This window comes from Pandoraea anapnoica (assembly GCF_902459765.1).
Taxonomy (GTDB): domain Bacteria; phylum Pseudomonadota; class Gammaproteobacteria; order Burkholderiales; family Burkholderiaceae; genus Pandoraea; species Pandoraea anapnoica.
The window spans coordinates 104031-127452 of sequence record NZ_CABPSP010000012.1; the positions used below are offsets into that span (position 1 = coordinate 104031).

Below are 23422 nucleotides of genomic sequence, written 5' to 3' on the forward strand. Positions count from 1 at the left end.
ATGGCAACGCTGCACATCAGCCTTTGGCTGGTCGGACTATTGGTCGCACTGGCGCTCCTGTTCGACTTCATGAACGGTTTTCACGACGCCGCCAACTCGATCGCTACGGTGGTCTCGACGGGCGTGCTTAAACCGCATCAGGCGGTGGCTTTCGCCGCCATGTTCAACGTCATCGCGCTGTTCGTCTTTCACCTGAAAGTCGCGGCGACGGTGGGCAAGGGCACGGTACACCCCGAGATCGTCGATCACTATGTGATCTTTGGCGCGCTCGTGGGTGCCATCGCCTGGAACATCATCACCTGGTACTACGGTATTCCGTCGAGTTCGTCGCACGCCCTGATCGGTGGTCTGGTCGGCGCGGCGGTGGCCAAGGCCGGCACGGGCTCGCTCGTGGCGAGCGGCCTGCTGCAAACCGTGGCATTCATTTTCGTCTCGCCGCTGCTCGGTTTCGTGCTCGGATCGTTCTTCATGCTGCTCGTGTCGTGGCTATTCTTCCGCACGCCACCCGCACGCGTGGACCGCTGGTTCCGTCGCCTGCAACTGGTGTCCGCGGGTATGTACAGCCTCGGACACGGCGGTAACGATGCTCAGAAGACCATCGGCATCATCTGGATGCTGCTGATCGCTGCGGGCATGTGGCCGCAGGAAGCTGCCGAGCCGCCGCTGTGGGTGATCATCGGCTGCTATCTGGCAATCGGTCTGGGCACCATGTTCGGTGGCTGGCGGATCGTGCGCACGATGGGTCAGAAGATTACGAAGCTCAAGCCGGTGGGCGGTTTCTGTGCCGAGACAGGTGGGGCGTTCACGCTCTTCTTCGCTTCGTGGCTTGGCGTGCCTGTCTCGACGACGCACACTATCACGGGCGCCATCGTTGGCGTGGGCGCGACCCGCAAGCTATCGGCGGTGCGCTGGGGCGTGGCGGGCAACATCGTCTGGGCCTGGGTGCTGACGATTCCGGCATCGGCATTTATCGCCGCCATCGCCTGGTGGGTCGGCAAGCAAATCCTCTGACGGATGAGCTACCGAATGGAAAAAGCGGCTTCGGCCGCTTTTTTTACGTCTGTGCTCGGTGCGGGCAAGGAGGATTGAAAGCGCTAATCGACGCCATCGGGAGAATCAATTTTAATAGTTTATTGTGATTTATTATCATTTTTCAATAGTTTTTGTTCAATCACACCTGAGGCTACTATGACGTCATTGATTCAATCCTTGCGCCACCGTCCGTTGAGCATGCTGATGGGCGCGGCCATCAATATCGGGGGTGCGGCAACGCTGCTTGCCCATCTGCGATGATCATCCAGCGCATCGCAGCCGCCAGAACGGAGGGCGTATGGAACGCAATGTATTCGAGCGAGAACTCGCCAATGAGGGCTTCACGGCGCTCGTCACGGTGACGAGAGAAGCGGGTGGGCTTGATACGCATACGCATCCGTTCGAAGCGAAGGCGCTGATTCTGTCCGGCGAGATCGTGATTCAGGTGGGTGACGTCGAGCGTCGATATGGCGAGGGGGACGTCTTCCATCTGGCCGCCGGAGAACCGCATGCCGAACGTTATGGTCCGGCAGGCGTGCAGTATCTCGTCGGGCGAAAGTGATTACATCGCGCTGTTGGCGAAGCGGGCGATCGGATCGTCGTCCTGCGAAGGCGACGTCGTGAGATTGGCCGTGCTGCTCGGCGATGCGGTCTGCGGTGCGCCGAGCGGCGACGGTGTCGCTGCTGTCAGCGGACGGTTCGGTGCCGGGCTGGCAGGTGCCACCGTAGCCGTGGCGGGTGCAGGAGCCGCCAATGGCGCTGCCGCAACCGTGTCAGGTGCAGAACGATTGACGTAGGTTGTATTGCCCGCTGGCGCCTTGTTGGCCGCGACCCGCCTTACGCCGTCGATACGCTTAGCCCAGTAGGGGATGAAGATGCTCTCTAGCCGCACCGTGCCGCCCGAATTCGGCGCGTGTACGAATTTGCCCTGTCCCACGTAGATGCCCACATGCGAATGGGCGCGTCCCGTAGTGTTGAAGAAGATGAGGTCGCCCGAGGCGAGGTCGTCGCGTTCGAGCACGGTGCCGATGCCGCTCATGTCGGCGGTCGTGCGCGGCAGATTGACGCCAGCTGCGCGCGCCACCACATAGCGCACGAGGCCGCTGCAATCGAATCCGGAGTCTGGGGTATTGCCGCCGTAACGGTAAGGAATGCCAACGAGGCTCATCGCTTCGAGCGTGATTTCCTCCTGACCTGCGCTGCGCTCGGGGCCGACCGTGCGATTGCCGAAGTTCGCGTTGCCGCCTTGCCGGACCGTCGGGCCGGAGGAACATGCGGCGACCAGCAGCGTGAGCGCCAGTACCCCCGCCGAGCGCCACGGCACCCATGAAGTCTGGGCGGACGTTGCGAGCTGCGTCGTGCATCGGGCCATCGGACGAGTCGGAGATCGAGACATGCTCAGAGGGCGCTGGATTCGCATGCGCCGAGTTTACGACGCTTAGCGCACGAATGCATCGCAAAAGTGCCCAAATCCGGGCGTTCTGTGGCATCGACGTCACAAATTGGCCGCTTGCCGGACGATTTTGCCATCTTGGGCCGATGAATGATGAGGTGTCGCACGCGGTGTCCCAGCCATAAAAAACGGCGCCCGAAGGCGCCGTCGTGTGGAGCGTCGAAGCGCTCGATGGCATGAACCGACGTCAGAGAATTTCCGCCGCGTAGTCCGCCAGCCGCGAACGTTCACCGCGCGCGAGCGTGACGTGTCCGCTGTGACCCCAGCCCTTGAAGCGATCGACCACGTAAGTGAGGCCCGAGCTGCCTTCGGTCAGATACGGCGTGTCGATCTGCGCGATGTTGCCCAGGCAGATCAGCTTGGTGCCGGGACCGGCGCGTGTGACGAGGGTTTTCATCTGCTTCGGCGTCAGGTTCTGCGCCTCGTCGATGATGACGAACTTGTTCACGAACGTGCGGCCGCGCATGAAGTTCATGCTCTTGACCTTAAGTCGCGAGCGAATCAGTTCCTGCGTGGCTGCACGGCCCCATTCGCCGGCGGAGTCATCAGTCTTTTGCAGGACTTCGAGGTTGTCGTCGAATGCCCCCATCCACGGTTGCATCTTCTCTTCCTCGGTGCCCGGCAGGAAGCCGATATCTTCACCGACGGGCACGGTCGCGCGCGTGATGATGATCTCGTTGTAACGCTTCTCGTCGAGTGTCTGCGCCAGCCCGGCGGCGAGCGCTAGCAGCGTCTTGCCGGTGCCTGCCTGACCCAGCAGCGTGATGAAGTCCACTTCCGGATTCATCAGCAGGTTCAGTGCGAAGTTCTGCTCGCGGTTACGTGCCGTGATGCCCCACACATTGTTCTTGTGATGGCCGTAGTCACGCAGCGTTTGCAGCAACGCCGTCTTGCCGTTGATCTCCCGCACTTGCGCATAGAAAGGTGCCTCACCGTTGTTCGTTTCCAGATAGACGAACTGGTTGATGAGGAAACTCGCGCAAAGCGGCCCGGTGATGCGATAGAACGTGGTGCCGGTCCGGTTGTCCTGCCAGCTCTCCATGCCCTTGCCGTGCTTCGTCCAGAAGTCCGGCGGCAGCGCCATCACACCCGAGTAGAGCAGATCGCTGTCCTCGAGCACCTTGTCGTTGAAGTAATCTTCCGCGGGCAGACCGAGCGCATGCGCTTTGACGCGCATGTTGATGTCCTTCGACACCAGCACGACCTGACGATCGCGGAACTTGTCCTGCAGCGCGCGCACGACACCCAGAATCTGGTTGTCGGCCTTGCCTTGCGGCAGGCCTTCGAGCGGCGGAACCTCGGGCAGATCGGTCTGGAAGTACAGACGCCCGGTGGCGTCCTTATTGCCGAGCCGCGAGAGCGGAATGCCTTCGGCCATCGACTTCGTGCCGCTCTCCGCGACCAGCCCGTCGAGCGTGCGGCTCACCTGACGCGCATTGCGCGCCACTTCCGACATGCCCTTTTTGTGATTGTCGAGCTCTTCCAACGTCATCATCGGCAGATAGACGTCGTGCTCTTCGAAGCGGAACAGGCTGCTCGGGTCGTGCATGAGCACGTTGGTGTCGAGCACGAAAAGTTTCGCCGGTTCCTGATCTTTACCGCGTGTACGTCTCGAACCCTGGCCCGTCGCCGTCGACTTCACGGCCTTGAGGGACGGGCTGGCGCCGCTGGAGTCTGCCGAAGGCGGCGACTGGGGCGAACGTGCAGCGGGCGACGGCTGTGGTGCAGTCTGCGTCGCCGGAGCGGTTTTGGGGACGACCTTCAACTCAGTCGCGCTGGCGGCTCCCGCGGCACCGGACGTTTCGCCCAGTGCTTGTTGTTCAGACGAGGGGATCGGTTTCTTGGCCTCCGTGCGCGAAGGTTTGAGGCGAGTGGGGAATTGTTCCGGGGCAAGCAGCGAGCCCGGTTTGGTCGGCGCCGATGGCAATGGCATAGATTTCCCGTTCAAGAAAACACAACACTACTCGGCCGGGGCAAACGGCAATACATCACGTCCCGGCAACAAAAAAGCCGCCTGCCCGGACGCACCGGAGAGGCGGCTTGGCTGAAGGCGCCGCCGTGGCGACGCCTGCAATAGTCTCGTTCAATGCGCTTGATCATTACGGCCGACTATAACGTCTCTTGCCGTGCTTGTATAGCGTCGAATGTCCTCACTGGCGGTCGCTATCGGCCCCTGCGCAACACCGACCCGAATAGCGCTCGCACGCGTGCCCGCCGACCCGCTTCATGCGAGGGTCGTGCGCGCTTGCCGACTCAGATCGCCTGCACGGCAGCCAGCACGTCCGCCACGTGATCGGGTACACGCACACCACGCCATTCCTTGCGCAGAATCCCTTTCTCGTCGATCAGAAACGTGCTGCGCTCGATCCCAAGATGTTCTTTGCCATACAGTTTTTTCAGCTTGATGACACCGAACAGTTTGCAGACCGCTTCATCGCCATCGGAGATCAGCGGGAAGGGCAGTTCGAGCTTGTTCTTGAAGTTCTCATGCGAACGCAGGCTGTCGCGCGACACGCCGATGATCTGTGCGCCGGCCGCCTGAAACTGGTCGTAGCTATCGCGGAAGTTCATGCCTTCCGTCGTGCAGCCAGGCGTGTTGTCCTTCGGGTAAAAGTAGATCACCACCTTCTGGCCGCGATGGGCCTTGAGCGAAAAATCGCCGCCGGTGGCCGGTGCGGTGAAATCGGGCACGGGAGTGTCGATGGCTACCGTCACTATGGTCTCCTTGGGTGGCCTCGCAGGGCCGGTTCGGAAAGTCTTTCGAATATGGGGGTGTGGTTCAGGCGGCCTGGCCTTCCAGAATCAGGTCGCCCGAGCGGCCCGGAATTTCGCCCCACACGACCGGATGTGCGGGCAGTGCGGCCAGATCCAGCGTCGCGTAATAGTCGCCCATCGTCACCAGATCGTGCCCCTGTCGACGCCAACCGGCAAGCAACTGACGGAAGAGCGGCGCCAGCTTCTGGCCTTCGAGCTCCGCGTGAAGCGTGAACACGTGATCTTGCGCCGGATCGCGGGTCAGGGCAAGCAGATGCTCGGCCACGCCGTTGATGTCGCGGCCGTCGACGCCGAGCAGTTCGTCCACCGTCGGCAGGGTGGTGGGCATCTGGACATGGTTCAGGCGCACACCGTCGACGATCGGGTAGTGCGGTGCGGCACCGCGCCCGTCCGAGGAATACTTCATGCCCCAGGCGTCGATCTGACGGAACGCGTGATTGTTCATCTGCCAGCCGGCCGCGCCGTGCGTGAGCGGGGGCGCACCAAAGATCTGCGCGAAGCGTGCGTGCGCCTGCGACATCTGGCGCTGCGTCCATGCCGCGTCGCGCGTGCGCACGTTGTCCTGCCAGTACGTGTGGTCCCATGTGTGGATGCCGGTCTCGTGGCCCGCGCTTTGCACAGTGCGCATGACGTCCGCTGCGCGCTTGCCGATATCCGGGCCGGGCAGCAGCGTGCCGTACATGAGCGTCTTGAAGCCGTAATGCTCCACCACCGACGTGCGAGAGACCTTCTTCAGAAAGCCGGGGCGGAAGACACGCTTGAGCGCCCAGCCTGTGTGATCGGGGCCGAGGCTGAACAGGAACGTCGCCATCGCCTCGTGTTCGGCCAGCGCGGCGAGCAGATTGGGCACGCCTTCGCGGGTGCCGCGCAGCGTGTCGACGTCGATCTTCAGGACAATCTTGGCCATAGCCGCCCTTGAGTGGTACATCGAAGCCATCGCTGCCGAGGTGCGCGATGTCCCGAATGTCGAATCAGATTACCCAGTCAAACTGCTGAGTCAAAAACGCCCGATGCGCCGAGGGCGCACCGGGCGTGTCGTGCGGTGTTCCGGTCATGCCGCCATGTCGCGAGCGCGTCGCAGCGTCAGACCGGCGCAGAGCACTGGCGTTATTCGCCCTCGACCAGACGACGAGCTTCGGCGACGTGACCGCGATACGCTTCGAAAATCTTGCGCAGGGCGTCTTCCATCGACGTGGTCGGCTTCCAGTCGAGTTCCTGCATCGTGTTCTCGATCTTCGGCACGCGGTTCTGCACGTCCTGATAGCCGTTGCCGTAGTAGGCGCCCGACGTCGTTTCGATGAGCTGAACCTTCTTGGCCGTCTCGGCGTATTCCGGATACTCGCTTGCCAGCTTGAGCATCATGTTGGCGAGTTCGCGCACCGAGAAGTTGTTCGTCGGGTTGCCGATGTTGTAGATCTTGCCGCTCGCAACATTGTCCTTGTTGTCGATGATGCGAACCAGGGCGTCGATACCGTCGTCGATGTCGGTAAAGGCGCGCTTCTGGTTGCCGCCGTCGACCAGGCTGATGTTCTCACCGCGGGCAATGTGGCCGAGGAACTGCGTGACCACGCGCGACGAACCTTCCTTCGGCGTGTAGATCGAGTCGAGGCCGGCACCGATCCAGTTGAACGGACGGAACAGCGAGAAGTTCAGGCCTTCCTGCATGCCGTAGCCCCAGATCACACGGTCCATGAGCTGCTTCGAGCAAGCGTAGATCCAGCGCGGCTTGTTGATCGGGCCGTAGATCAGCGGCGAGTTTTCCGGATCGAATTCGCCGTCGGTGCACATGCCGTAGACCTCGGAGGTCGACGGGAACACCAGGTGCTTGCCGTACTTTACGGCCGAGCGGACGATCGGCAGGTTCGCTTCGAAGTCGAGTTCGAACACGCGCAGCGGTGCCTTCACGTAGGTGGCCGGCGTTGCGATGGCGACCAGCGGGAGAATCACGTCGCACTTGCGAATGTGGTACTCGACCCATTCCTTGTTGATCGTGATGTCGCCTTCGAAGAAGTGCATGCGCTCGTGGTTGACCAGATCGCCGAGGCGATCGGTGAGCATGTCCATGCCATAAACTTCCCAGTCGGTCGTCTCCAGGATGCGTTTCGACAGATGGTGGCCGATGAACCCGTTGACACCGAGAATCAGGACTTTTTTCATATTACGGTCAGTGATTGAGCTGGGAAAACTGTGTCGGCGCGAGAGGCTTGCCGTCCAGCGTTAGTTCATGAATGACGATGGCATTTCCGTCGCCGCAAATGCCGAGGAGCGCATTATCCACTACTTGCAGTCCGCAGGGCAAACCGGCCGGGGCGGGCGAGCGGGACAGACGGGCCCGATTGACCACGAAACGGCGCTCGCCGACGTCAGCAAAGGCCCCAGGATAGGGCGGTGCGACGGCGCGGATCAGGTTGTAGACGCTCTGCGCCGACTGCGTCCAGTCGATTCGGCCGTCTTCGGGCTTGCGCCCCCCGAAGTAGCTGCCGGCGGCGAGATCGTTGGTCAGGCGAGCGGCAGTCCCGGCGATCAGGCCCGGTAGGCAGCGCCAAAGCGTCTGTTCTGCCGCGACCGTGACCTTCTCGAACACTTCACCCGCCGTGTCGTCCGGCAGGATCGGCACCGACGTCTGGTCAATTATCGCCCCGGCGTCCGGCTTCAGCGCCATTTCGTGCAGCGTGGCACCTGTTTCGGTTTCGCCTCGCAAAACCGCCCAGTTGACAGGCACGCGCCCGCGATACTTCGGCAGGAGCGAGCCGTGCATGTTGAACGCGCCGCGCGGGGCGATATCCAGCAAGGCCACCGGGATCATGTGGCGGTAGTAGAAGGAAAAAATAAAGTCCGGCGCGATGGCGCGGATACGCTCGGCAAGGGCCGGATCGGTCGGATCGTCGGGGGTGACGACCGGGATACCGTGCTCGGCGGCGACGCTCGCGACGCTGCCGAACCAGATGTTCTCGTTCGGGTTGTCCTGATGCGTGACGACGAGCGCAACGTCGACACCGCGTGCGAGCAGCACCTGCAGGCAGCGAACGCCGACGTTGTGATACGCGAAGACAACCGCTTTGGCTGCCGACGTTATGGACGTATTGCTCATGACGTGTGTGACCCCAGCTCGGTCGCGCCGGTGCTCAGCGTGGCGCTCTGCGAGCCCGATTTGTCGCCATGGGCAACGGGGTGAGCATCATGCGCCTCGTGGGCCTGCAATACCGCTTGCACCAGATAGCGGGGGCGCTGGCGAACCTGTTGATAAATACGGCCGATGTACTCGCCGAGCAGGCCCATGCCGAACAGGATCACACCCAGCAGGCAGAACGTCACGGCGAACAAGGTGAACACGCCCTGAACTTCCGAGCCGAACAGGAAGCGTCGCGCCATCAGCACGACAAACAGCACGCCCGAGGCGGCCGACAGCGTGATACCCACACCCGAGAGCCATTGCAGCGGTACGACCGAGAAGCCGGTGACGAGGTCGAAATTCAGACGAATGAGCGAATACAGGGAGTACTTCGACTCGCCGGCAAAGCGCTCTTCGTGGGCGACATCCACTTCCGTCGGGTTCTGGGCGAACGTGTAGGCCAGCGCCGGGATGAACGTGTTGATCTCACGGCACTGATTGACCGTATCGACGATGTGGCGGCTGTAGCCGCGCAGCATGCAGCCCTGATCGGTCATGCGAATGCGCGTGATGCGCTCGCGCAGACGGTTCATGGCGCGCGAGGCGTGACGGCGGAACCACGTGTCCTGACGGTTCATGCGCACCGTGCCCACGTAGTCGTGTCCGGCGGCCAGTTGCGCCACGAGTTTGCCGATTTCTTCCGGCGGATTTTGCAGGTCGGCGTCGAGCGTGACGACCCATTCGCCACGGGTGTGCTCGAAGCCCGCCAGAATGGCCATGTGCTGACCGTAGTTGCCGTTGAACAGCACCACGCGCGTCACGTCCGGGCGCGCACGATACTGCTCGGCAAGCAGGGCCGCCGAACGGTCGCGGCTGCCATCGTTGACGAACACCACTTCGTAGGTCACACCCAGCTTATCGAGCGCCGGGTAAAGCCGTGCGAAGAGGGCGGCGAGGCCAGCCTCTTCGTTGTATACGGGGATGACGACGGAGAGTTGTGGTCGATTCATTTTTTGTAATCAGCGCAAATAGCATTTACGGCTTCGCAGACGCGCGCAATGTCGGCATCCGTCATGGCGGGGTACAGCGGGAGCGTCAGGATGGCACGGCCCAGACGTTCCGTATGCGGGAACTGGCCTTCCTTGAAACCCAGTGCACGATACATTGTAAACAGGTGGATGGCGGGGTAGTGCACACCGCTGCCGATGCCGCGCGCCTTCAACTGTTCCATGAAGCCCGCACGGTCGATCGTGAGGTTCGCCAGCGGCAGTTCGATCTGGAACATATGCCAGTTCGAATTCGTGAAATCGGCGTGCGGCAGGCCAACACCCAGTGCGACGGCGGCACCGCCCGCGAGCTTGTCGAAATACTGGCGTGCCAGTTCGGTGCGGCGGTTGTTGAATGCCGCCAGATGCGGCATCTGGCCGAGGCCGACACGCGCGGCCACGTCCGTGAGGTTGTACTTGCCGCCCAGCACATCGACATCCATACCGTCGAGACCGAAACGGGTCACGCCCTGCAGGCGGTACTTCTCGGCGAGACGCGCTTCGTCGTCCGTGTTGAATACCAGCGCACCGCCTTCGATGGAGGTGAGATTCTTGTTCGGGTGGAAGCTGAACGAGACGAGATCGCCGATCGAGCCGATGCGCTTGCCGTTCCAGCTCGCGCCCATAGCCTGAGCGGCGTCTTCGACCACGCGCAGCTTGTGGCGGCGCGCTATGTCGTACAGACGGTCCATGTCGACCGGCAGGCCGGCGAGGTAGACGGGGATGATCGCACGGGTCTTGGGCGTGATCGCCTTCTCAAGCAGGTCGAGGTCGATATTGCGCGTGGCAGGGTCGACGTCGACGAACACCGGCGTGGCGCCCACTTCGAGAATGACGTTGGACGTGGCGACCCACGACAGCGGCGTAGTGATGACTTCATCGCCGCTTTGCACGCCGGCGATGCGAAGGCCGATTTCGAGTGTCGCGGTGCCCGAATTGAAGACGCGCACCGGACGCCCACCGAAATATTCGGAAAGCGCCTTCTCAAAGGCCTGCACTTGCGGCCCCGAGGTGATCCAGCCCGAGCGCAGCACTTCGGTCACGCCGGCGATCGTCGCTTCGTCGATGCTCGGGCGCGTGAACGGGATGAACGGTTGATTCGGTTGGGAGGTTGCCGAGTCGCTCATGATGTATGACTAAGCCTCAAATTAGCTCGAATGTGCATGGAAAACGCGCAAGCCCTGTGGGGCACGCGTACGGCGATTTCCTCGGACGGCAGACTTAGCTGCGCGCCAGAATATAAACACCCACAAGAATGATGCCGATGGCCACCACGCGCTGCATCGACAGCGTTTCGCCGAACAGATACCACGCGGCGAACGCGTTCACGACATAGCCCAGGGAGAGCATCGGGTAAGCAATCGAGACTTCGACGCGCGAGAGCGCCAGAATCCAGACGACCACGCTGATGGCATAGCAGACGAGCCCGCCCATGATCGGCACCTGCGTGGCAAGTTTGATGCCGATGGGCACAATGTTGGCGCGCGTGAACTCCAGGGCACCGATGGCATTGGCGCCCGCCTTGAGCAACAGTTGGGCGCACGCGTTGAGCAGCACGCCGGTGAGAATAAGGGAAAACGTCGCGAGATTCATGGAACGTTTGTGAACGTTTGTGAATAATTATGGATACCGCAAATAGTCTCGGGAAACCCCAAGCGCGCTATTTTACGTTGTCTTCGGGCTGCGGTTTCGAGATTACGACACGGCGGGCGTCGCGCGCGACGATGCGCATCGGCAAATGCGCCGCTTCGAGCTTGCCGAACGTGTCCGGATCGACCAGCGCGAGCGCTTTCGGATCGGCGCGCCAACGCGCATAGAAGTCGTCGAGTGTCGGCACCCATTTCTGTGGCTCCTGCTTCACGCCGAATTCCAGCTCGTCCGGGTGTTGCACCATGATCATCGTGTGCCCGAGGTAGTAGGGCATGGTGTGATCGAGCACATTCACAGAATAGAACGGCACGTTCGGCCCGAGGCGCTGCATCTCGGCCTTGACGGCGGGCACGAGCAACACGCCGGTGCTCTGGCGTCCGAAGACTTCGTGTCCCATCCCGCCGATGGTCACGAGCAGCAGCATGCCAGCGGAGAACGCCAGCAGGGCACGACGGGCGCTGTGACGGGCGAGACGCCATGCAACGAGCGTGCCGACGAGGCCGGCGCCCACCGCGAAGTACAGCCAGACCTGGAAGGCCTTGTAGAGCTCGTTGGGGTTGCGCACGCTGCCCGCGCGTCCGGCAAAAATGGCGACCATCACGAGCGCGGCAATCAGGAAGACGGCATAGCCCGCCATATGAACGCGCACCGTATCGCGGCGCAACTGAGCCAGATACAGCCCGAACAGTAGCGCCATGGCCGGGGCGATCGGCAGCAAATACGAAATCAGCTTCGAGTGCGACGCGCTGAAGAACACGAAGATGAACACCGACCACACCCACAGCATGGCCGTCGGGGCGAATCCGTTGGGCTGGCGCGGCATGCGCAGCGTAGCGCGTACAGTGCCGGGCAGAATCGACAGCCACGGCAGGAAGCCCACGATGAAGACGGGCACGAAGTACCACGGCGCGCCATCGCGGTTGTGGCCCTCCATCGCGAAGCGGCGGAAGTGCTCGTTGATGAAGAAGAAGTCGAAGAACTCGGGGTTGCGCATCTGCACGAGCACGAACCACGGCGCGGCAACGGCAAAGAAGACGATCAGGCCGCTGCCCAGATAAAGACGTCGCCACAAGGCCCAGTCGCGCGTGACGAGCGTATACAGGACGAGTACGGCCCCCGGCAGCACAATGCCGACGAGGCCCTTGCTCAGCACAGCGAGCGCCATGGCGGCCCAGCACAGCCACATCCAGCCGCGCACGGCGGAGCGTTCGAGTCCGGGGCGTTGCGCGAGCAGCAACGCGCACAAGGACAGGCCCATGAAGAACGACAGGCCCATGTCGAGCACGTTGAAGTGCCCGAGCAGCGACCACAGGGGGGCGGCGGCCAGTGCGGCGGCGGCGAACAGGCCCACGCGGGCGTTGAATACGCGACGGCCGGTGAATCCGACCATCAGCACGCCCGCAAAGCCGGTCAGCGCCGTCCAGAGCCGGGCCTGCCACTCACCCAGCCCGAAGGCGGCGAACGTCAGCGCGTTCATCCAGGTTTGCAGCGGCGGCTTCTCGAAGTACTTGTAGCCGTTGTAGCGCGGCGTAATCCAGTCGCCGGTCGTCCACATCTCGCGCGCCATCTCGGCGTAACGGCCTTCGTCACTGGAAATCAGGTGACGATAGTCGAGCACCCCGAACCAGACGAGCGCAAACGCCAGGAGCAGCAGCCAGAAGGCGGCCGGAGACAGCGGATAGGCAGTGGACGGTGTGCCGGAGGCGGAAGGCGTGGGCACAGGAGGCGGAGGGGGCGGCGCGATCGTGTCTGCGGCCATCAGGCCGGGAGCGAGCGGGCGGCGGCTCACTCAGTCGCCTCGGTTTCGATGAGCACCGCGAGGACGACGCGGCGTCCCTCGGTCATCAGAATGTTGTAGGTGCGACATGCGGCCTGTGTGTCCATGGAGTCGACACCGACCCGCTGGCTCGTCAGAGCCGTGGTCAGACGCGGGTGGGCGAAGCGCAGGCGCTCGCCGCTGCCGAAGATGACGACTTCCGGTTCGCGCGCGCGCAGCAGGTCGAAGTGGGACGCGTCCAGCGCATCGAAGCGCGACACCGGCCACGGCGTCACATCGCCCTCGGGGGCAATGATCACGCTGTGATCGTAACGAACCTTGTTGACTTCAACATAGCCGGGGCCGTAGCCGGTGACCGTGTTCAATGCCGCTTGTGACGGATCTTGATGCAGTTTCACTTTCTGAGATTCCCTACCCAGTGGTGGCTGAGCGTCGGCAGATCGGGTAACGGGCGGGCATCTTGCCCTGCGTGCCGCAAACCGTCAATGATGCATTGCCGAAGTCTGTCATAATTGGCTAAATTATAGCTTTTTGCCGTACGCAGCACGGCAAAACCGTTGCAGTGCGGCATTTGTCACGCCGAATCCGGGAAAAATGCGGTGTCATGTGCGTTTTGCGCGCGCATTCATACATTTCCCGCGGGTTCGCCGTGCGCTCCCGCCTGTTGCCGGCCCGTCCGGATCCCTGCGCCGCCCGTCAAGACCACAATCGCCGTGAAACCGATCCTCAAATCGCAGAAATTGCAGAATGTCTGCTACGACATTCGTGGGCCCGTGCTCGAACATGCCAAGCGCATGGAAGACGAAGGTCATCGCATCATCAAGCTGAACATCGGCAATCTGGCGCCGTTCGGCTTCGAACCGCCTGACGAGATCGTTCAGGACATGATCCGCAATCTGCCGAACTCGGCCGGATACTCGGACTCGCGGGGGGTGTTCGCGGCGCGCAAGGCGATCATGCACTACTGCCAGCAAAAGCGCATCAAAGACGTTCAGCTCGACGACATCTACCTCGGCAACGGGGCTTCGGAACTGATCGTGATGGCTATGCAGGCGCTGCTCAACGACGGCGACGAAGTGCTCGTGCCCGCGCCGGACTATCCGCTGTGGACGGCCGCCGTCAGCCTCTCGGGTGGCACCCCGGTGCACTACATCTGCGACGAGCAGGCCGACTGGCAGCCGGATCTGGCGGACATCCGCAAGAAGATCACGCCCAACACGCGCGCGATCGTCATCATCAACCCGAACAATCCGACCGGCGCGCTGTATTCGGACGAACTCCTCAAGGAGATCGTTTCGCTCGCCCGCGAACACAAGCTGATCATTTACGCCGACGAGATCTACGACAAGATCATCTATGACGGCGAAGAGCACACGTCCATCGGCTCGCTTTCCGAAGACGTGCTCACGATCACCTTCAACGGCCTGTCCAAGAGCTATCGCGCGTGCGGCTACCGCGCGGGCTGGATGGTCGTGTCGGGCGATAAACGTCCGGCGCGCGACTATATCGAAGGGCTGAACATTCTCGCCTCGATGCGCCTGTGCCCGAACGTGCCCGGTCAGTACGCCATCCAAACGGCGCTGGGCGGCTACCAGAGCATCAAGGACCTGATCGTGCCGGGCGGACGCCTGTACGAGCAGCGCGAGATCGCCTACCGCATGCTCACCGACATCCCCGGTGTGACCTGCGTGAAGCCGAAGGCGGCGCTGTATCTGTTCCCGCGTCTGGATCCGGCGGTGTACCCCATCGCCAACGATCAGGACTTCATTCTCCAGTTGCTGCTCGAAGAAAAGGTCCTGCTGGTGCAGGGCAGCGGCTTCAACTGGATGCACCCCGACCATTTCCGCGTAGTGTTCCTGCCTCACGAGGGCGACCTGGAAGACGCCATCAGTCGCATTGCCCGTTTCCTGGACGGTTATCGCCGTCGCCACGGCAAGTGATGCGCGCGCCAACCGATTCCGACTTTTGAGTAAAACTGCATGAAACCGATCAAATTGGGCCTGCTGGGCCTTGGCACGGTAGGCTACGGCGCCTTCCAGGTACTGGCTCGCAACCAGGAAGAAATTCAACGTCGCGCCGGCCGGGGTATCGAGATTACGAAGGTTGCGGTGCGTAATGTCGAACGGGCCAAGGGGCTTGTGGGCCACGCGGCGGTTGTCACGGGCGACCCGTTCGAGGTCGTGAACGATCCGGCCATCGACGTCGTGGTCGAAACCATCGGCGGCTACGATCTCACGAAGGAACTGGTCCTCAAGGCGATCGAGAACGGCAAGCACGTGGTCACCGCCAACAAGGCGTTGCTGGCCGTGTACGGTAACGAGATCTTCGCCGCCGCCCGCAAAGCCAATGTGATGGTGGCGTTCGAAGCCGCCGTCGCCGGGGGCATCCCCATCATCAAGGCGCTGCGCGAAGGCCTGACGGCCAACCGCATTCAGTGGATTGCCGGGATCATCAACGGCACCACGAACTTCATTCTCTCGGAGATGCGCGACAAGGGCATCGACTTCGACGTGGCGCTTGCCGATGCACAGCGTCTGGGCTACGCAGAAGCCGATCCGACGTTCGACATCGAAGGCGTCGACGCCGCCCACAAGCTCACGCTGATGAGCGCCATCGCGTTCGGTGTGCCGGTGCAGTTCGACCGCGCCTACGTCGAAGGCATTACCAAGCTGTCGGCACTCGACATCAAGTACGCCGAGGAACTCGGCTACCGTATCAAGCTGCTGGGCATTACGCGTCGCGCGGAAAACGGCATCGAACTGCGCGTGCATCCGACGCTGATCCCGGCCAAGCGCCTCATCGCCAATGTGGAAGGCGCGATGAACGCCGTGCTGGTGCAGGGTGACGCCGTGGGCGCCACGCTCTACTACGGCAAGGGCGCAGGCGCTGAGCCGACGGCGTCGGCCGTGGTGGCCGACATCGTCGACGTGACCCGTCTGCAGACGGCCGATCCGGAGCATCGCGTGCCGCATCTGGCATTCCAGCACGACTCGCTGTCCGACACGCCGGTGCTTCCGATCGACGAAGTCACGACGAGCTACTACCTGCGTCTGCGCGTGGTGGACCGCGCCGGTGTGATGGCGGAACTCACGCGCATTCTGGCCGACCTGGACATCTCCATCGACGCGCTGCTGCAAAAGGAATCGCGCGAAGGCGAGCACCAGACCGACATCATCATCCTGACGCACCAGACGCTCGAGAAGCACATCAACTCGGCCATCGCGAAGATCGAGGCGATGGACACGGTGCTGTCCAAGGTCACGCGCATCCGCATGGAAGCGCTGAGCTGAGCGGCACAGGTAACCGATACGACAGGACACGATTCCCATGAAATACATCTCCACGCGCGGCGCGGGCCTGACCTCTGGTGAACCGCAGTCGTTCTCCAGCATTCTGCTCGGTGGTCTCGCCCCGGACGGCGGTCTTTATCTGCCGACGGAGTACCCGCAGGTGACGGCCGACGAGTTGCGCGCCTGGCGTCAGTTGTCGTACGCCGAACTGGCCGCCAAGGTGCTGGCCAAGTTCGCGGGGGACATTCCGGCCGAGATCCTGGCCGATCTGACGAAGCGTACGTACACCGCCGAGGTGTATCGAAACGTGCGTCCGGGCGAAGACGCTGCGGACATCACGCCGTTGCTGCCGCTGGGTGTTGAGGGTGACACGCAGTTGTCGCTGCTCGCGCTCTCGAACGGCCCGACGCTTGCGTTCAAGGACATGGCCATGCAACTGCTTGGCAACCTGTTCGAGTACGCGCTGGCGCAGCATGGCGACGCGCTCAATATTCTCGGTGCGACCTCCGGCGACACCGGCAGCGCGGCGGAATACGCCATGCGCGGCAAGGAAGGCATTCGCGTCTTCATGCTCTCGCCGGCGGGTAAGATGAGTGCGTTCCAGACGGCGCAGATGTACAGCCTGCAGGACCCGAACATCTTCAACCTCGCGGTCGAAGGGGTGTTCGACGACGCGCAGGACATCGTCAAGGCGGTCTCGAACGATCACGCCTACAAGGCGCGCTACAAGATCGGCACGGTCAACTCGATCAACTGGGCGCGCGTCGTGGCGCAGGTCGTGTACTACTTCAAGGGCTATTTCGCGGCCACGGGCGGCAAGTCTGGCCAGGATGGCGAAGTGTCGTTCACGGTGCCGTCGGGCAACTTCGGCAACGTCTGCGCCGGTCACATCGCGCGCATGATGGGTCTGCCGATCCGCAAGCTGGTCGTGGCGACCAACGAAAACGACGTGCTCGACGAGTTCTTCCGCACCGGCCGTTACCGCGTGCGCAAGTCGGCCGAGACGTTCCACACGAGCAGTCCGAGCATGGATATCTCGAAGGCATCGAACTTCGAGCGTTTCCTGTTCGATCTGCTGGGCCGCGATGCCACGGCAACGGCCGGTCTGCTCTCGAAGGTGGAGCGCGAAGGCGGTTTCGATCTGGCGGGCAGCGAGGCATTCGCGCGCGTCGCGAAGTTCGGTTTCGTGTCGGGCCGCAGCACGCACGCGGATCGTCTGGCGACGATTCAGGACGTGGCCAAGCGTTACGACGTGGTCATCGATACGCACACCGCCGACGGCGTGAAGGTCGCGCGCGAAGCGCTCGAACCCGGCGTGCCGATGGTCGTGCTGGAAACGGCGCAACCGGCGAAGTTCGCCGAAACGATTCGCGAGGCGTTGCATCGCGAGCCGCCGCGTCCGGCAGGCTTCGAGCAGCTGGAATCGCTGCCCCAGCGCTTCGAGACCGTGCCGAACGACGTCGAACGCGTGAAGGCCTACATCGCCGAGCACACCGGCCTGTAAGCCGTTGCTTCGCTTTCTGCGCTTACTGACTCCCGGGCCATTTGCATGCTGAGTACACAAGAAGCCCTCGACGCCGTGCTGGCGGCGGCGCGTCCGCTCGACGAGCGTGAGACGGTCGACACCCTCGCGGCCAACGGCCGCGTGCTGGCGGCTGACGTCGTCGCCACGCTCGACGTCCCGCCGATGGACACGAGCGCGATGGACGGTTACGCCGTGCGCACTGCCGATCTGACGGACGACGCCACCGTGTTGCCCGTCTCCCAGCGCATTCCTGCCGGGCACGCGCCCGAGCCGCTCGCCAGCGGCACCGCGGCGCGCATCTTCACGGGGGCGCCGGTGCCCCCGGGGGCCGATGCTGTCGTGATGCAGGAGCAGTGCGAGGCCGGTGAGGATGGGACGGTCGTGATTCGTCACACCCCGGAAGCGGGCGAGTTCGTGAACCGTCAGGGCGCGGACATTCGTCGCGACAGCGTGGTGCTGGCGGCGGGCACCCGGCTGCGCGCGCAATCGTTGGGGCTGGCGGCGTCCGTCGGCATCGCGAAGCTTCAGGTGGCCCGGCGTTTGCGCGTCGCCGTGTTCTTCACGGGCGACGAGCTGACGATGCCCGGTGAGCCGTTGCGTGCAGGCAGCATCTATAACTCCAACCGCTTCGTGCTGCGCAGCCTGCTGGAGAATCTGGGCTGCGAGATGACCGATTACGGCATCGTGCCCGACAATCTGGCGGCCACGCGCGCGATTCTGCGCGACGCCGCTCGCGGCAACGATCTGATCATCACGTCCGGCGGCGTGTCGGTGGGCGAGGAGGATCACGTCAAGCCGGCGGTAGAAGCCGAGGGACGTCTGAACCTGTGGCAGATCGCGCTCAAGCCGGGCAAGCCGCTGGCATACGGCGAGGTCAACCGCCTGAGCGGTGGCGCGGCGCACTTCATCGGCCTGCCGGGGAATCCGGTGTCGAGTTTCGTGACGTTCCTGCTGTTCGTGCGTCCGTTCATCCTGCGTTTGCAGGGGGTGACGGACGTAACGCCGCGCCGTATCGCGATGCGGGCCGATTTCACGCAGAAGAAGGCGGATCGTCGCAACGAATTCGTGCGGGCGCGACTGAACGATCAAGGGGGGCTCGACGCCTTTCCGAACCAAAGTTCGGCGGTCCTCACGTCGACCGTGTGGGGCGACGGCCTCATCGACAACCCTCCGGGACATCGCATCGAAGCAGGCCAGACGGTGGCGTTCCTGCCGTTCTCCGACCTTCTATATTGAGAGACAGGTGCATGGCCTGACGCCTCGGGCCGCGCATTGGACAGACTATGCAGATCGATCTTCGCTTTTTTGCCAGCGTCCGCGAGGCGCTTAACGTCGCCGAGGAGCGCGTGGACGCGCTGCCTGCCGGGATTGCCACGGTGGGAGATGTGCGCGAATGGCTGTGCGCGCGCGGCCCGATCTGGGCCGAGACGCTCGGCCCGCAGCGCTCGCTGCGCATGGCGCTGAATCATACGATGGTGCCCGCGTCCACCCGCCTGACGGAAGGCTGCGAAGTCGCGTTCTTCCCGCCGGTGACGGGCGGTTGAGCCACGCGCCGCGCGACACATAGCTAAGGAGACGTCATTTCATGCCGATTCGAGTGCAGACTGAGGATTTCGACCTGTCGGAGGAAGTCCGGCGCTTGCGCGCAGACGATCTGCGCGTCGGCGCGGTGGCGACCTTCGTCGGAACCGTGCGCGATCTGAACGACGGGAAGGACGTCTCGCGCATGACGCTCGAACACTACCCGGGCATGACGGAGAAGGCGCTGGAGGCGATTGTCGTTCAGGCGCGTGAGCGCTGGCGCTTGTTCGACGCGCTGGTGATCCACCGCTACGGCGAACTCGGGCCGGGCGATCAGATCGTGCTGGTGGCGGTCACGTCGGCGCACCGGGGCGACGCATTTGCCGCCTGCGAGTTCATCATGGACTATCTGAAGACCGAAGCGCCGTTCTGGAAGAAGGAATCGACGCCGCAAGGCGAGCGCTGGGTCGACGCCCGCGAGACCGACACGGCTGCCCGCGAGCGCTGGGCGACCGGCGAGAAGTCCTGATTTTGCCTTCGGCGGCTGCCAAGCCTCCAATTTCCTCGCTTACTTCAAATAACGTCGTCGAAATGCTTTGATTTTCGCCGATCGTATCAATCGTGCTGCCGAGTTGGCCGTCTTTGCTTGATGCTGTCGAGCAAGGCGCGCTGCGCGGGCGGCAACGTGTATTCCCATCCGAACAGGTTCAGTTGAAGGCTCTCGGCGATGCGGATGGCCGGTTCCGCGAAGGCGAACGCCGCTTGCGGCTCGAACAGCTTGTCGAGCGTATCGAAGAAGAGCGCGAGCCAGCGGCTGAAGTGCTCGCCGCTGAGATGCCCGAATGGCTGATGCGCCTGCGTCACATTGCCGCGATACCGTTTGGCACCGAGCACAATGCTGGACCAGAACGCCACCATCTTTTCCAGATGCATGTCCCAGCGGCCTTCGAGCGCTTGCCGGAACACCGGGCCAAGCAGGTCGTCGTCGCGAATGCGGCCATAGAACGTATGGACGAGCAGGCGTACGGCGTCCTCGTCTATATCGGCGATGCGAGCCGTCGGCCATTCCAGTGGGTCGATGGCGGGCTGGCTGGCAGATCTTGCGGTCGTCGGAAGCGTGGATTCGGCGGACATTTCGGCGGGTGCGGGGGCCGACAGCGATGTCATTTCGGGTGTTTCGGTGCCCGGATGACGCATGGTGCGGCGTGCTGAAAGTCGCTATTATGAGCTTCAAACCCGGGCGTGTCCTGCGGTTGTCCCAACGCACCACGCGTCCGGCGCAGGGCAGCGATTCCGTCGTCTTCCCCGCCTGGCAAGCCTGAAGCCGGCGTCTCGTCCGGCGTTGCGCGAAATGTCAAACGTCGCGCTGTAATGCCCCTTGAAACCACAGGGGCTTGTCCGCACATCCGATCCAGAGAGATTTCTTACCGGAGCACTAGATGCGACAAGACAAATTCACCACGCAGTTCCTGGAAGCGCTGGCTGATGCCCAAAGCATGGCAGTCGGTCGCGACCAGCAATATATCGAGCCGCTGCACCTTCTCGCCGCGCTGATCGCACAACCCGAGGGCGCTGCCCGCTCGTTGTTGCAGCGCGCAGGCGTGCAGGTTCAGCCGCTGGCGCACGACATCGAAACGGCCATCGCGAAGCTGCCGCAGGTGCAGGGCACCGACGGCAACGTGCAGGTCAGCCGCGAACTCGCGGGCCTGCTCAATCAGGCCGACAAGGAAGCGCAGAAGCATGGCGACAGCTACATCGCCAGCGAGATGTTCCTGCTCGCGCTCGCCGACGACAAGGGCGAGACGGGCAAGCTCGCTCGCGGCCGTGGCCTCACCCGTAAATCGCTGGAAGCCGCCATCGAAGGCGTGCGCGGTGGTGCATCCGTCGATAGCCAGGATGCCGAAAACCAGCGCGAAGCCCTCAAGAAATACACGCTCGATCTGACCGAGCGCGCCGCGTCCGGCAAGCTCGATCCGGTGATCGGCCGCGACGACGAAATTCGTCGCACGATTCAGATCCTGCAACGCCGTACCAAGAACAACCCTGTGCTCATCGGTGAGCCGGGGGTGGGTAAAACGGCCATCGTGGAAGGGCTCGCACAACGTATCGTCAACGGCGAAGTGCCGGAGTCGCTCAAGAACAAGCGCGTGCTCGCGCTCGATATGGCCGGGCTGCTGGCCGGTGCGAAGTTCCGCGGCGAGTTCGAAGAGCGCCTGAAGAGCGTGCTCAACGACATTGCCAAGGACGAAGGCCGCACGATCCTGTTCATCGACGAAATTCACACGATGGTCGGCGCGGGCAAGGCCGAAGGTGCGATGGATGCGGGCAACATGCTCAAGCCAGCGCTCGCGCGCGGCGAGTTGCATTGCATCGGGGCCACCACGCTCGACGAGTATCGTAAATACATCGAGAAGGACGCCGCATTGGAGCGTCGCTTCCAGAAGGTGCTGGTCGAAGAGCCGAGCGTCGAAGCGACGATCGCGATTTTGCGCGGTTTGCAGGAGAAGTACGAACTGCACCACGGTGTGGAGATTACCGACCCGGCCATCGTTGCGGCGGCTGAACTTAGCCAGCGCTACATCACCGATCGCTTCCTGCCGGACAAGGCCATCGATCTGATCGACGAAGCCGCGTCGAAGATCAAGATGGAAATCGACTCGAAGCCGGAAGTGATGGACAAGCTCGACCGTCGTCTCATCCAGTTGAAGATCGAGCGCGAAGCCATCAAGAAGGAAACGGACGAAGCGTCGCAGAAGCGTCTGGCGCTGATCGAGGAAGAGATTTCGCGCCTGGAGCGTGAGTACGCCGATCTCGAAGAAGTGTGGACGGCCGAGAAGGCGGCGGTGCAGGGCAGTGCGCAGGTCAAGGAAGAGATCGACCGCATGCGTGCCGAGATCGCCAAGCTGCAACGCGAAGGCAAGCTCGACAAGGTCGCTGAGTTGCAATATGGCAAGCTACCGCAGCTCGAAGCGCAGTTGAAGGATGCAGATGCCGCCGAAGCGGCGGGTCAGCAGTCGCAACCGCGTCTGCTGCGCACGCAAGTGGGCACGGAAGAGATTGCGGACGTCGTCTCGCGCGCCACGGGCATTCCGGTGTCGAAGATGATGCAGGGCGAGCGCGAGAAGCTGCTCAAGATGGAAGACAAGCTGCACGAGCGCGTCATTGGACAGGACGAGGCGATTACGGCCGTGGCCGACGCCATCCGTCGTTCGCGTGCGGGGTTGGCGGATCCGAATCGTCCGTACGGTTCGTTCCTGTTCCTCGGGCCGACCGGTGTGGGCAAGACCGAACTGTGCAAGGCACTCGCGATGTTCCTGTTCGATTCGGAGGATCACCTCATCCGTATCGACATGAGCGAATTCATGGAGAAGCACAGCGTAGCGCGTCTGATCGGGGCGCCTCCGGGCTACGTTGGGTACGAAGAAGGCGGTTATCTGACCGAAGCCGTGCGTCGTAAGCCGTACAGCGTGATTCTGCTCGACGAAGTCGAGAAGGCGCACCCGGACGTATTCAACGTGCTGCTGCAGGTGCTGGACGATGGTCGCATGACCGACGGTCAGGGACGTACCGTGGACTTCAAGAACACGGTGATCGTGATGACGTCGAACCTCGGTTCGTCGATGATTCAGTCGATGGTGGGCGAGCCGCAGGAGCGGATCAAGGACGCCGTCTGGACGGAGATCAAGGATCACTTCCGTCCGGAGTTCCTGAACCGGATCGACGAAGTCGTGGTGTTCCACGGACTCGACCAGAAGCATATCGAGTCGATTGCCACGATTCAGATCGAGATCTTGCGTCAGCGTCTGGCAAAGCTCGACATGAATCTCGAAGTCACCAAGGCGGCGCTCACGCATGTGGCGCGCGAAGGCTTCGACCCGGTATTCGGGGCACGGCCACTGAAGCGCGCGATTCAGCAGGAGATCGAGAACCCGGTCGCCAAGCTGGTGCTCGCCGGCACGTTCGGCCCGAAGGACACGATCCCGGTCGACTGGCGCAATGGCCGCTTCACCTTCGATGGCGAGACTGCCGCGCAGGTGAACAAGGCGACCGAGGCCGCCGCCGAGTAAGCCTGACCGGTTGACTGGCCGAATCATCCCCGCGTTTCGCAAGAGGCGCGGGGTTTTTTTTCGTGTGTGGGGCGATGCGTCGTCCTGTCACAATCGTCGGCGAAAATGCGCGACCATCGCATTGCCTTGCAGATCGCCGGGTGGTGGCGTGACAAACCGCGCACCATTCGCGTC

At 62.8% G+C, this 23422-nt stretch carries 21 protein-coding genes; 9 read left to right on the top strand and 12 right to left on the bottom strand.

The window, feature by feature from the left end:
* The gene (locus PAN31117_RS19100) at positions 1-1011 is read left to right on the top strand and encodes an inorganic phosphate transporter (RefSeq protein WP_150739590.1); all 1011 of its coding nucleotides are present in this window, start codon (positions 1-3) and stop codon (positions 1009-1011) included.
* 319 nt (positions 1012-1330) lie between these two features.
* The gene (locus PAN31117_RS19105; RefSeq protein WP_150739591.1) at positions 1331-1594 is read left to right on the top strand and encodes a cupin domain-containing protein; all 264 of its coding nucleotides are present in this window, start codon (positions 1331-1333) and stop codon (positions 1592-1594) included.
* Here PAN31117_RS19105 and PAN31117_RS19110 read toward each other — a convergent pair whose 3' ends face one another.
* From PAN31117_RS19110 to PAN31117_RS19160, 11 genes are all read right to left on the bottom strand, one after another.
* The gene (locus tag PAN31117_RS19110) at positions 1595-2404 is read right to left on the bottom strand and encodes a C40 family peptidase (RefSeq protein ID WP_150739592.1); all 810 of its coding nucleotides are present in this window, start codon (positions 2402-2404) and stop codon (positions 1595-1597) included.
* 268 nt (positions 2405-2672) lie between these two features.
* Positions 2673-4418 (bottom strand): PhoH family protein, encoded by a 1746-nt coding sequence (locus tag PAN31117_RS19115; protein WP_150739593.1) that lies wholly within the window; start codon positions 4416-4418, stop codon positions 2673-2675.
* Positions 4419-4738: 320 nt separating this feature from the next.
* Entirely contained in the window at positions 4739-5200 is a 462-nt protein-coding gene (locus tag PAN31117_RS19120) for a peroxiredoxin (protein ID WP_150739594.1), read from the bottom strand.
* A 64-nt stretch (positions 5201-5264) separates the two neighbouring features.
* Positions 5265-6167, bottom strand: coding sequence for a polysaccharide deacetylase family protein (locus PAN31117_RS19125; RefSeq protein WP_150739595.1), 903 nt, complete (start codon positions 6165-6167; stop codon positions 5265-5267).
* Between the two features lie 200 nt (positions 6168-6367).
* Positions 6368-7417 (bottom strand): bifunctional UDP-4-keto-pentose/UDP-xylose synthase, encoded by a 1050-nt coding sequence (locus PAN31117_RS19130; RefSeq protein ID WP_150739596.1) that lies wholly within the window; start codon positions 7415-7417, stop codon positions 6368-6370.
* A gap of 7 nt (positions 7418-7424) precedes the next feature.
* On the bottom strand, positions 7425-8351 hold the full coding sequence (locus PAN31117_RS19135; protein WP_150739597.1) for a formyltransferase: 927 nt from the start codon (positions 8349-8351) through the stop codon (positions 7425-7427).
* Positions 8348-9382, bottom strand: a complete 1035-nt coding sequence (locus PAN31117_RS19140) for a glycosyltransferase (protein WP_150739598.1) — start codon at positions 9380-9382, stop codon at positions 8348-8350. The genes PAN31117_RS19135 and PAN31117_RS19140 overlap by 4 nt, the downstream gene beginning before the upstream one ends.
* The gene (locus PAN31117_RS19145) at positions 9379-10545 is read right to left on the bottom strand and encodes a DegT/DnrJ/EryC1/StrS family aminotransferase (protein WP_150739599.1); all 1167 of its coding nucleotides are present in this window, start codon (positions 10543-10545) and stop codon (positions 9379-9381) included. The genes PAN31117_RS19140 and PAN31117_RS19145 overlap by 4 nt, the downstream gene beginning before the upstream one ends.
* Before the next feature lie 94 nt (positions 10546-10639).
* Positions 10640-11011: an SMR family transporter gene (locus PAN31117_RS19150; protein WP_039398805.1), complete on the bottom strand. Its 372-nt coding sequence runs from the start codon at positions 11009-11011 to the stop codon at positions 10640-10642.
* A gap of 67 nt (positions 11012-11078) precedes the next feature.
* A complete protein-coding gene (locus PAN31117_RS19155) occupies positions 11079-12827 on the bottom strand; it encodes a glycosyltransferase family 39 protein (protein WP_370855777.1) in 1749 nt (582 codons plus the stop codon).
* A gap of 26 nt (positions 12828-12853) precedes the next feature.
* Positions 12854-13243 (bottom strand): Mth938-like domain-containing protein, encoded by a 390-nt coding sequence (locus PAN31117_RS19160; protein ID WP_052653146.1) that lies wholly within the window; start codon positions 13241-13243, stop codon positions 12854-12856.
* A gap of 315 nt (positions 13244-13558) precedes the next feature.
* On the opposite strand from PAN31117_RS19160, the gene PAN31117_RS19165 reads away from it, so the two are divergent.
* Genes PAN31117_RS19165 through moaE form a run of 6 tightly spaced genes read left to right on the top strand, consistent with a single transcriptional unit; the run spans position 13559 to position 19710 of the window.
* Complete coding sequence (locus PAN31117_RS19165; RefSeq protein ID WP_174991029.1) at positions 13559-14785, top strand: pyridoxal phosphate-dependent aminotransferase; 1227 nt, start codon at positions 13559-13561, stop codon at positions 14783-14785.
* Positions 14786-14824: 39 nt separating this feature from the next.
* Entirely contained in the window at positions 14825-16135 is a 1311-nt protein-coding gene (locus tag PAN31117_RS19170) for a homoserine dehydrogenase (protein WP_150577838.1), read from the top strand.
* A 37-nt stretch (positions 16136-16172) separates the two neighbouring features.
* A complete protein-coding gene (gene thrC / locus PAN31117_RS19175; protein ID WP_150739601.1) occupies positions 16173-17639 on the top strand; it encodes a threonine synthase in 1467 nt (488 codons plus the stop codon).
* 45 nt (positions 17640-17684) lie between these two features.
* A complete protein-coding gene (locus tag PAN31117_RS19180; RefSeq protein WP_150739602.1) occupies positions 17685-18896 on the top strand; it encodes a molybdopterin molybdotransferase MoeA in 1212 nt (403 codons plus the stop codon).
* Positions 18897-18943: 47 nt separating this feature from the next.
* Complete coding sequence (gene moaD, locus PAN31117_RS19185) at positions 18944-19204, top strand: molybdopterin converting factor subunit 1 (RefSeq protein ID WP_150739603.1); 261 nt, start codon at positions 18944-18946, stop codon at positions 19202-19204.
* Positions 19205-19245: 41 nt separating this feature from the next.
* Positions 19246-19710, top strand: a complete 465-nt coding sequence (moaE, locus tag PAN31117_RS19190; RefSeq protein ID WP_150739604.1) for a molybdopterin synthase catalytic subunit MoaE — start codon at positions 19246-19248, stop codon at positions 19708-19710.
* An 86-nt stretch (positions 19711-19796) separates the two neighbouring features.
* Here moaE and PAN31117_RS19195 read toward each other — a convergent pair whose 3' ends face one another.
* Positions 19797-20348: a group III truncated hemoglobin gene (locus tag PAN31117_RS19195; protein WP_246189169.1), complete on the bottom strand. Its 552-nt coding sequence runs from the start codon at positions 20346-20348 to the stop codon at positions 19797-19799.
* Between the two features lie 272 nt (positions 20349-20620).
* Here PAN31117_RS19195 and clpB point away from each other — a divergent pair, with 272 nt between their 5' ends.
* Positions 20621-23248 carry an ATP-dependent chaperone ClpB gene (gene clpB, locus PAN31117_RS19200; RefSeq protein WP_150739605.1) on the top strand — a complete coding sequence of 876 codons (2628 nt, stop codon included), beginning with the start codon at positions 20621-20623 and terminating at the stop codon, positions 23246-23248.
* Positions 23249-23422: the final 174 nt, after the last annotated feature.

Bases quoted from the DNA above. Each gene is read 5' to 3' on its own strand.
- PAN31117_RS19170 (WP_150577838.1), top strand. From the start codon at position 14,825: ATGAAACCGATCAAATTGGGCCTGCTGGGCCTTGGCACGGTAGGCTAC.
- PAN31117_RS19180 (WP_150739602.1), top strand. From the start codon at position 17,685: ATGCTGAGTACACAAGAAGCCCTCGACGCCGTGCTGGCGGCGGCGCGT.
- PAN31117_RS19135 (WP_150739597.1), bottom strand. From the start codon at position 8,351: ATGAGCAATACGTCCATAACGTCGGCAGCCAAAGCGGTTGTCTTCGCG.
- PAN31117_RS19145 (WP_150739599.1), bottom strand. From the start codon at position 10,545: ATGAGCGACTCGGCAACCTCCCAACCGAATCAACCGTTCATCCCGTTC.
- moaD (WP_150739603.1), top strand. From the start codon at position 18,944: ATGCAGATCGATCTTCGCTTTTTTGCCAGCGTCCGCGAGGCGCTTAAC.
- PAN31117_RS19115 (WP_150739593.1), bottom strand. From the start codon at position 4,418: ATGCCATTGCCATCGGCGCCGACCAAACCGGGCTCGCTGCTTGCCCCG.
- PAN31117_RS19140 (WP_150739598.1), bottom strand. From the start codon at position 9,382: ATGAATCGACCACAACTCTCCGTCGTCATCCCCGTATACAACGAAGAG.
- PAN31117_RS19105 (WP_150739591.1), top strand. From the start codon at position 1,331: ATGGAACGCAATGTATTCGAGCGAGAACTCGCCAATGAGGGCTTCACG.
- moaE (WP_150739604.1), top strand. From the start codon at position 19,246: ATGCCGATTCGAGTGCAGACTGAGGATTTCGACCTGTCGGAGGAAGTC.
- PAN31117_RS19130 (WP_150739596.1), bottom strand. From the start codon at position 7,417: ATGAAAAAAGTCCTGATTCTCGGTGTCAACGGGTTCATCGGCCACCAT.
- PAN31117_RS19110 (WP_150739592.1), bottom strand. From the start codon at position 2,404: ATGGCCCGATGCACGACGCAGCTCGCAACGTCCGCCCAGACTTCATGG.
- thrC (WP_150739601.1), top strand. From the start codon at position 16,173: ATGAAATACATCTCCACGCGCGGCGCGGGCCTGACCTCTGGTGAACCG.
- PAN31117_RS19155 (WP_370855777.1), bottom strand. From the start codon at position 12,827: ATGGCCGCAGACACGATCGCGCCGCCCCCTCCGCCTCCTGTGCCCACG.
- PAN31117_RS19195 (WP_246189169.1), bottom strand. From the start codon at position 20,348: ATGACATCGCTGTCGGCCCCCGCACCCGCCGAAATGTCCGCCGAATCC.
- PAN31117_RS19100 (WP_150739590.1), top strand. From the start codon at position 1: ATGGCAACGCTGCACATCAGCCTTTGGCTGGTCGGACTATTGGTCGCA.
- PAN31117_RS19125 (WP_150739595.1), bottom strand. From the start codon at position 6,167: ATGGCCAAGATTGTCCTGAAGATCGACGTCGACACGCTGCGCGGCACC.
- PAN31117_RS19150 (WP_039398805.1), bottom strand. From the start codon at position 11,011: ATGAATCTCGCGACGTTTTCCCTTATTCTCACCGGCGTGCTGCTCAAC.
- clpB (WP_150739605.1), top strand. From the start codon at position 20,621: ATGCGACAAGACAAATTCACCACGCAGTTCCTGGAAGCGCTGGCTGAT.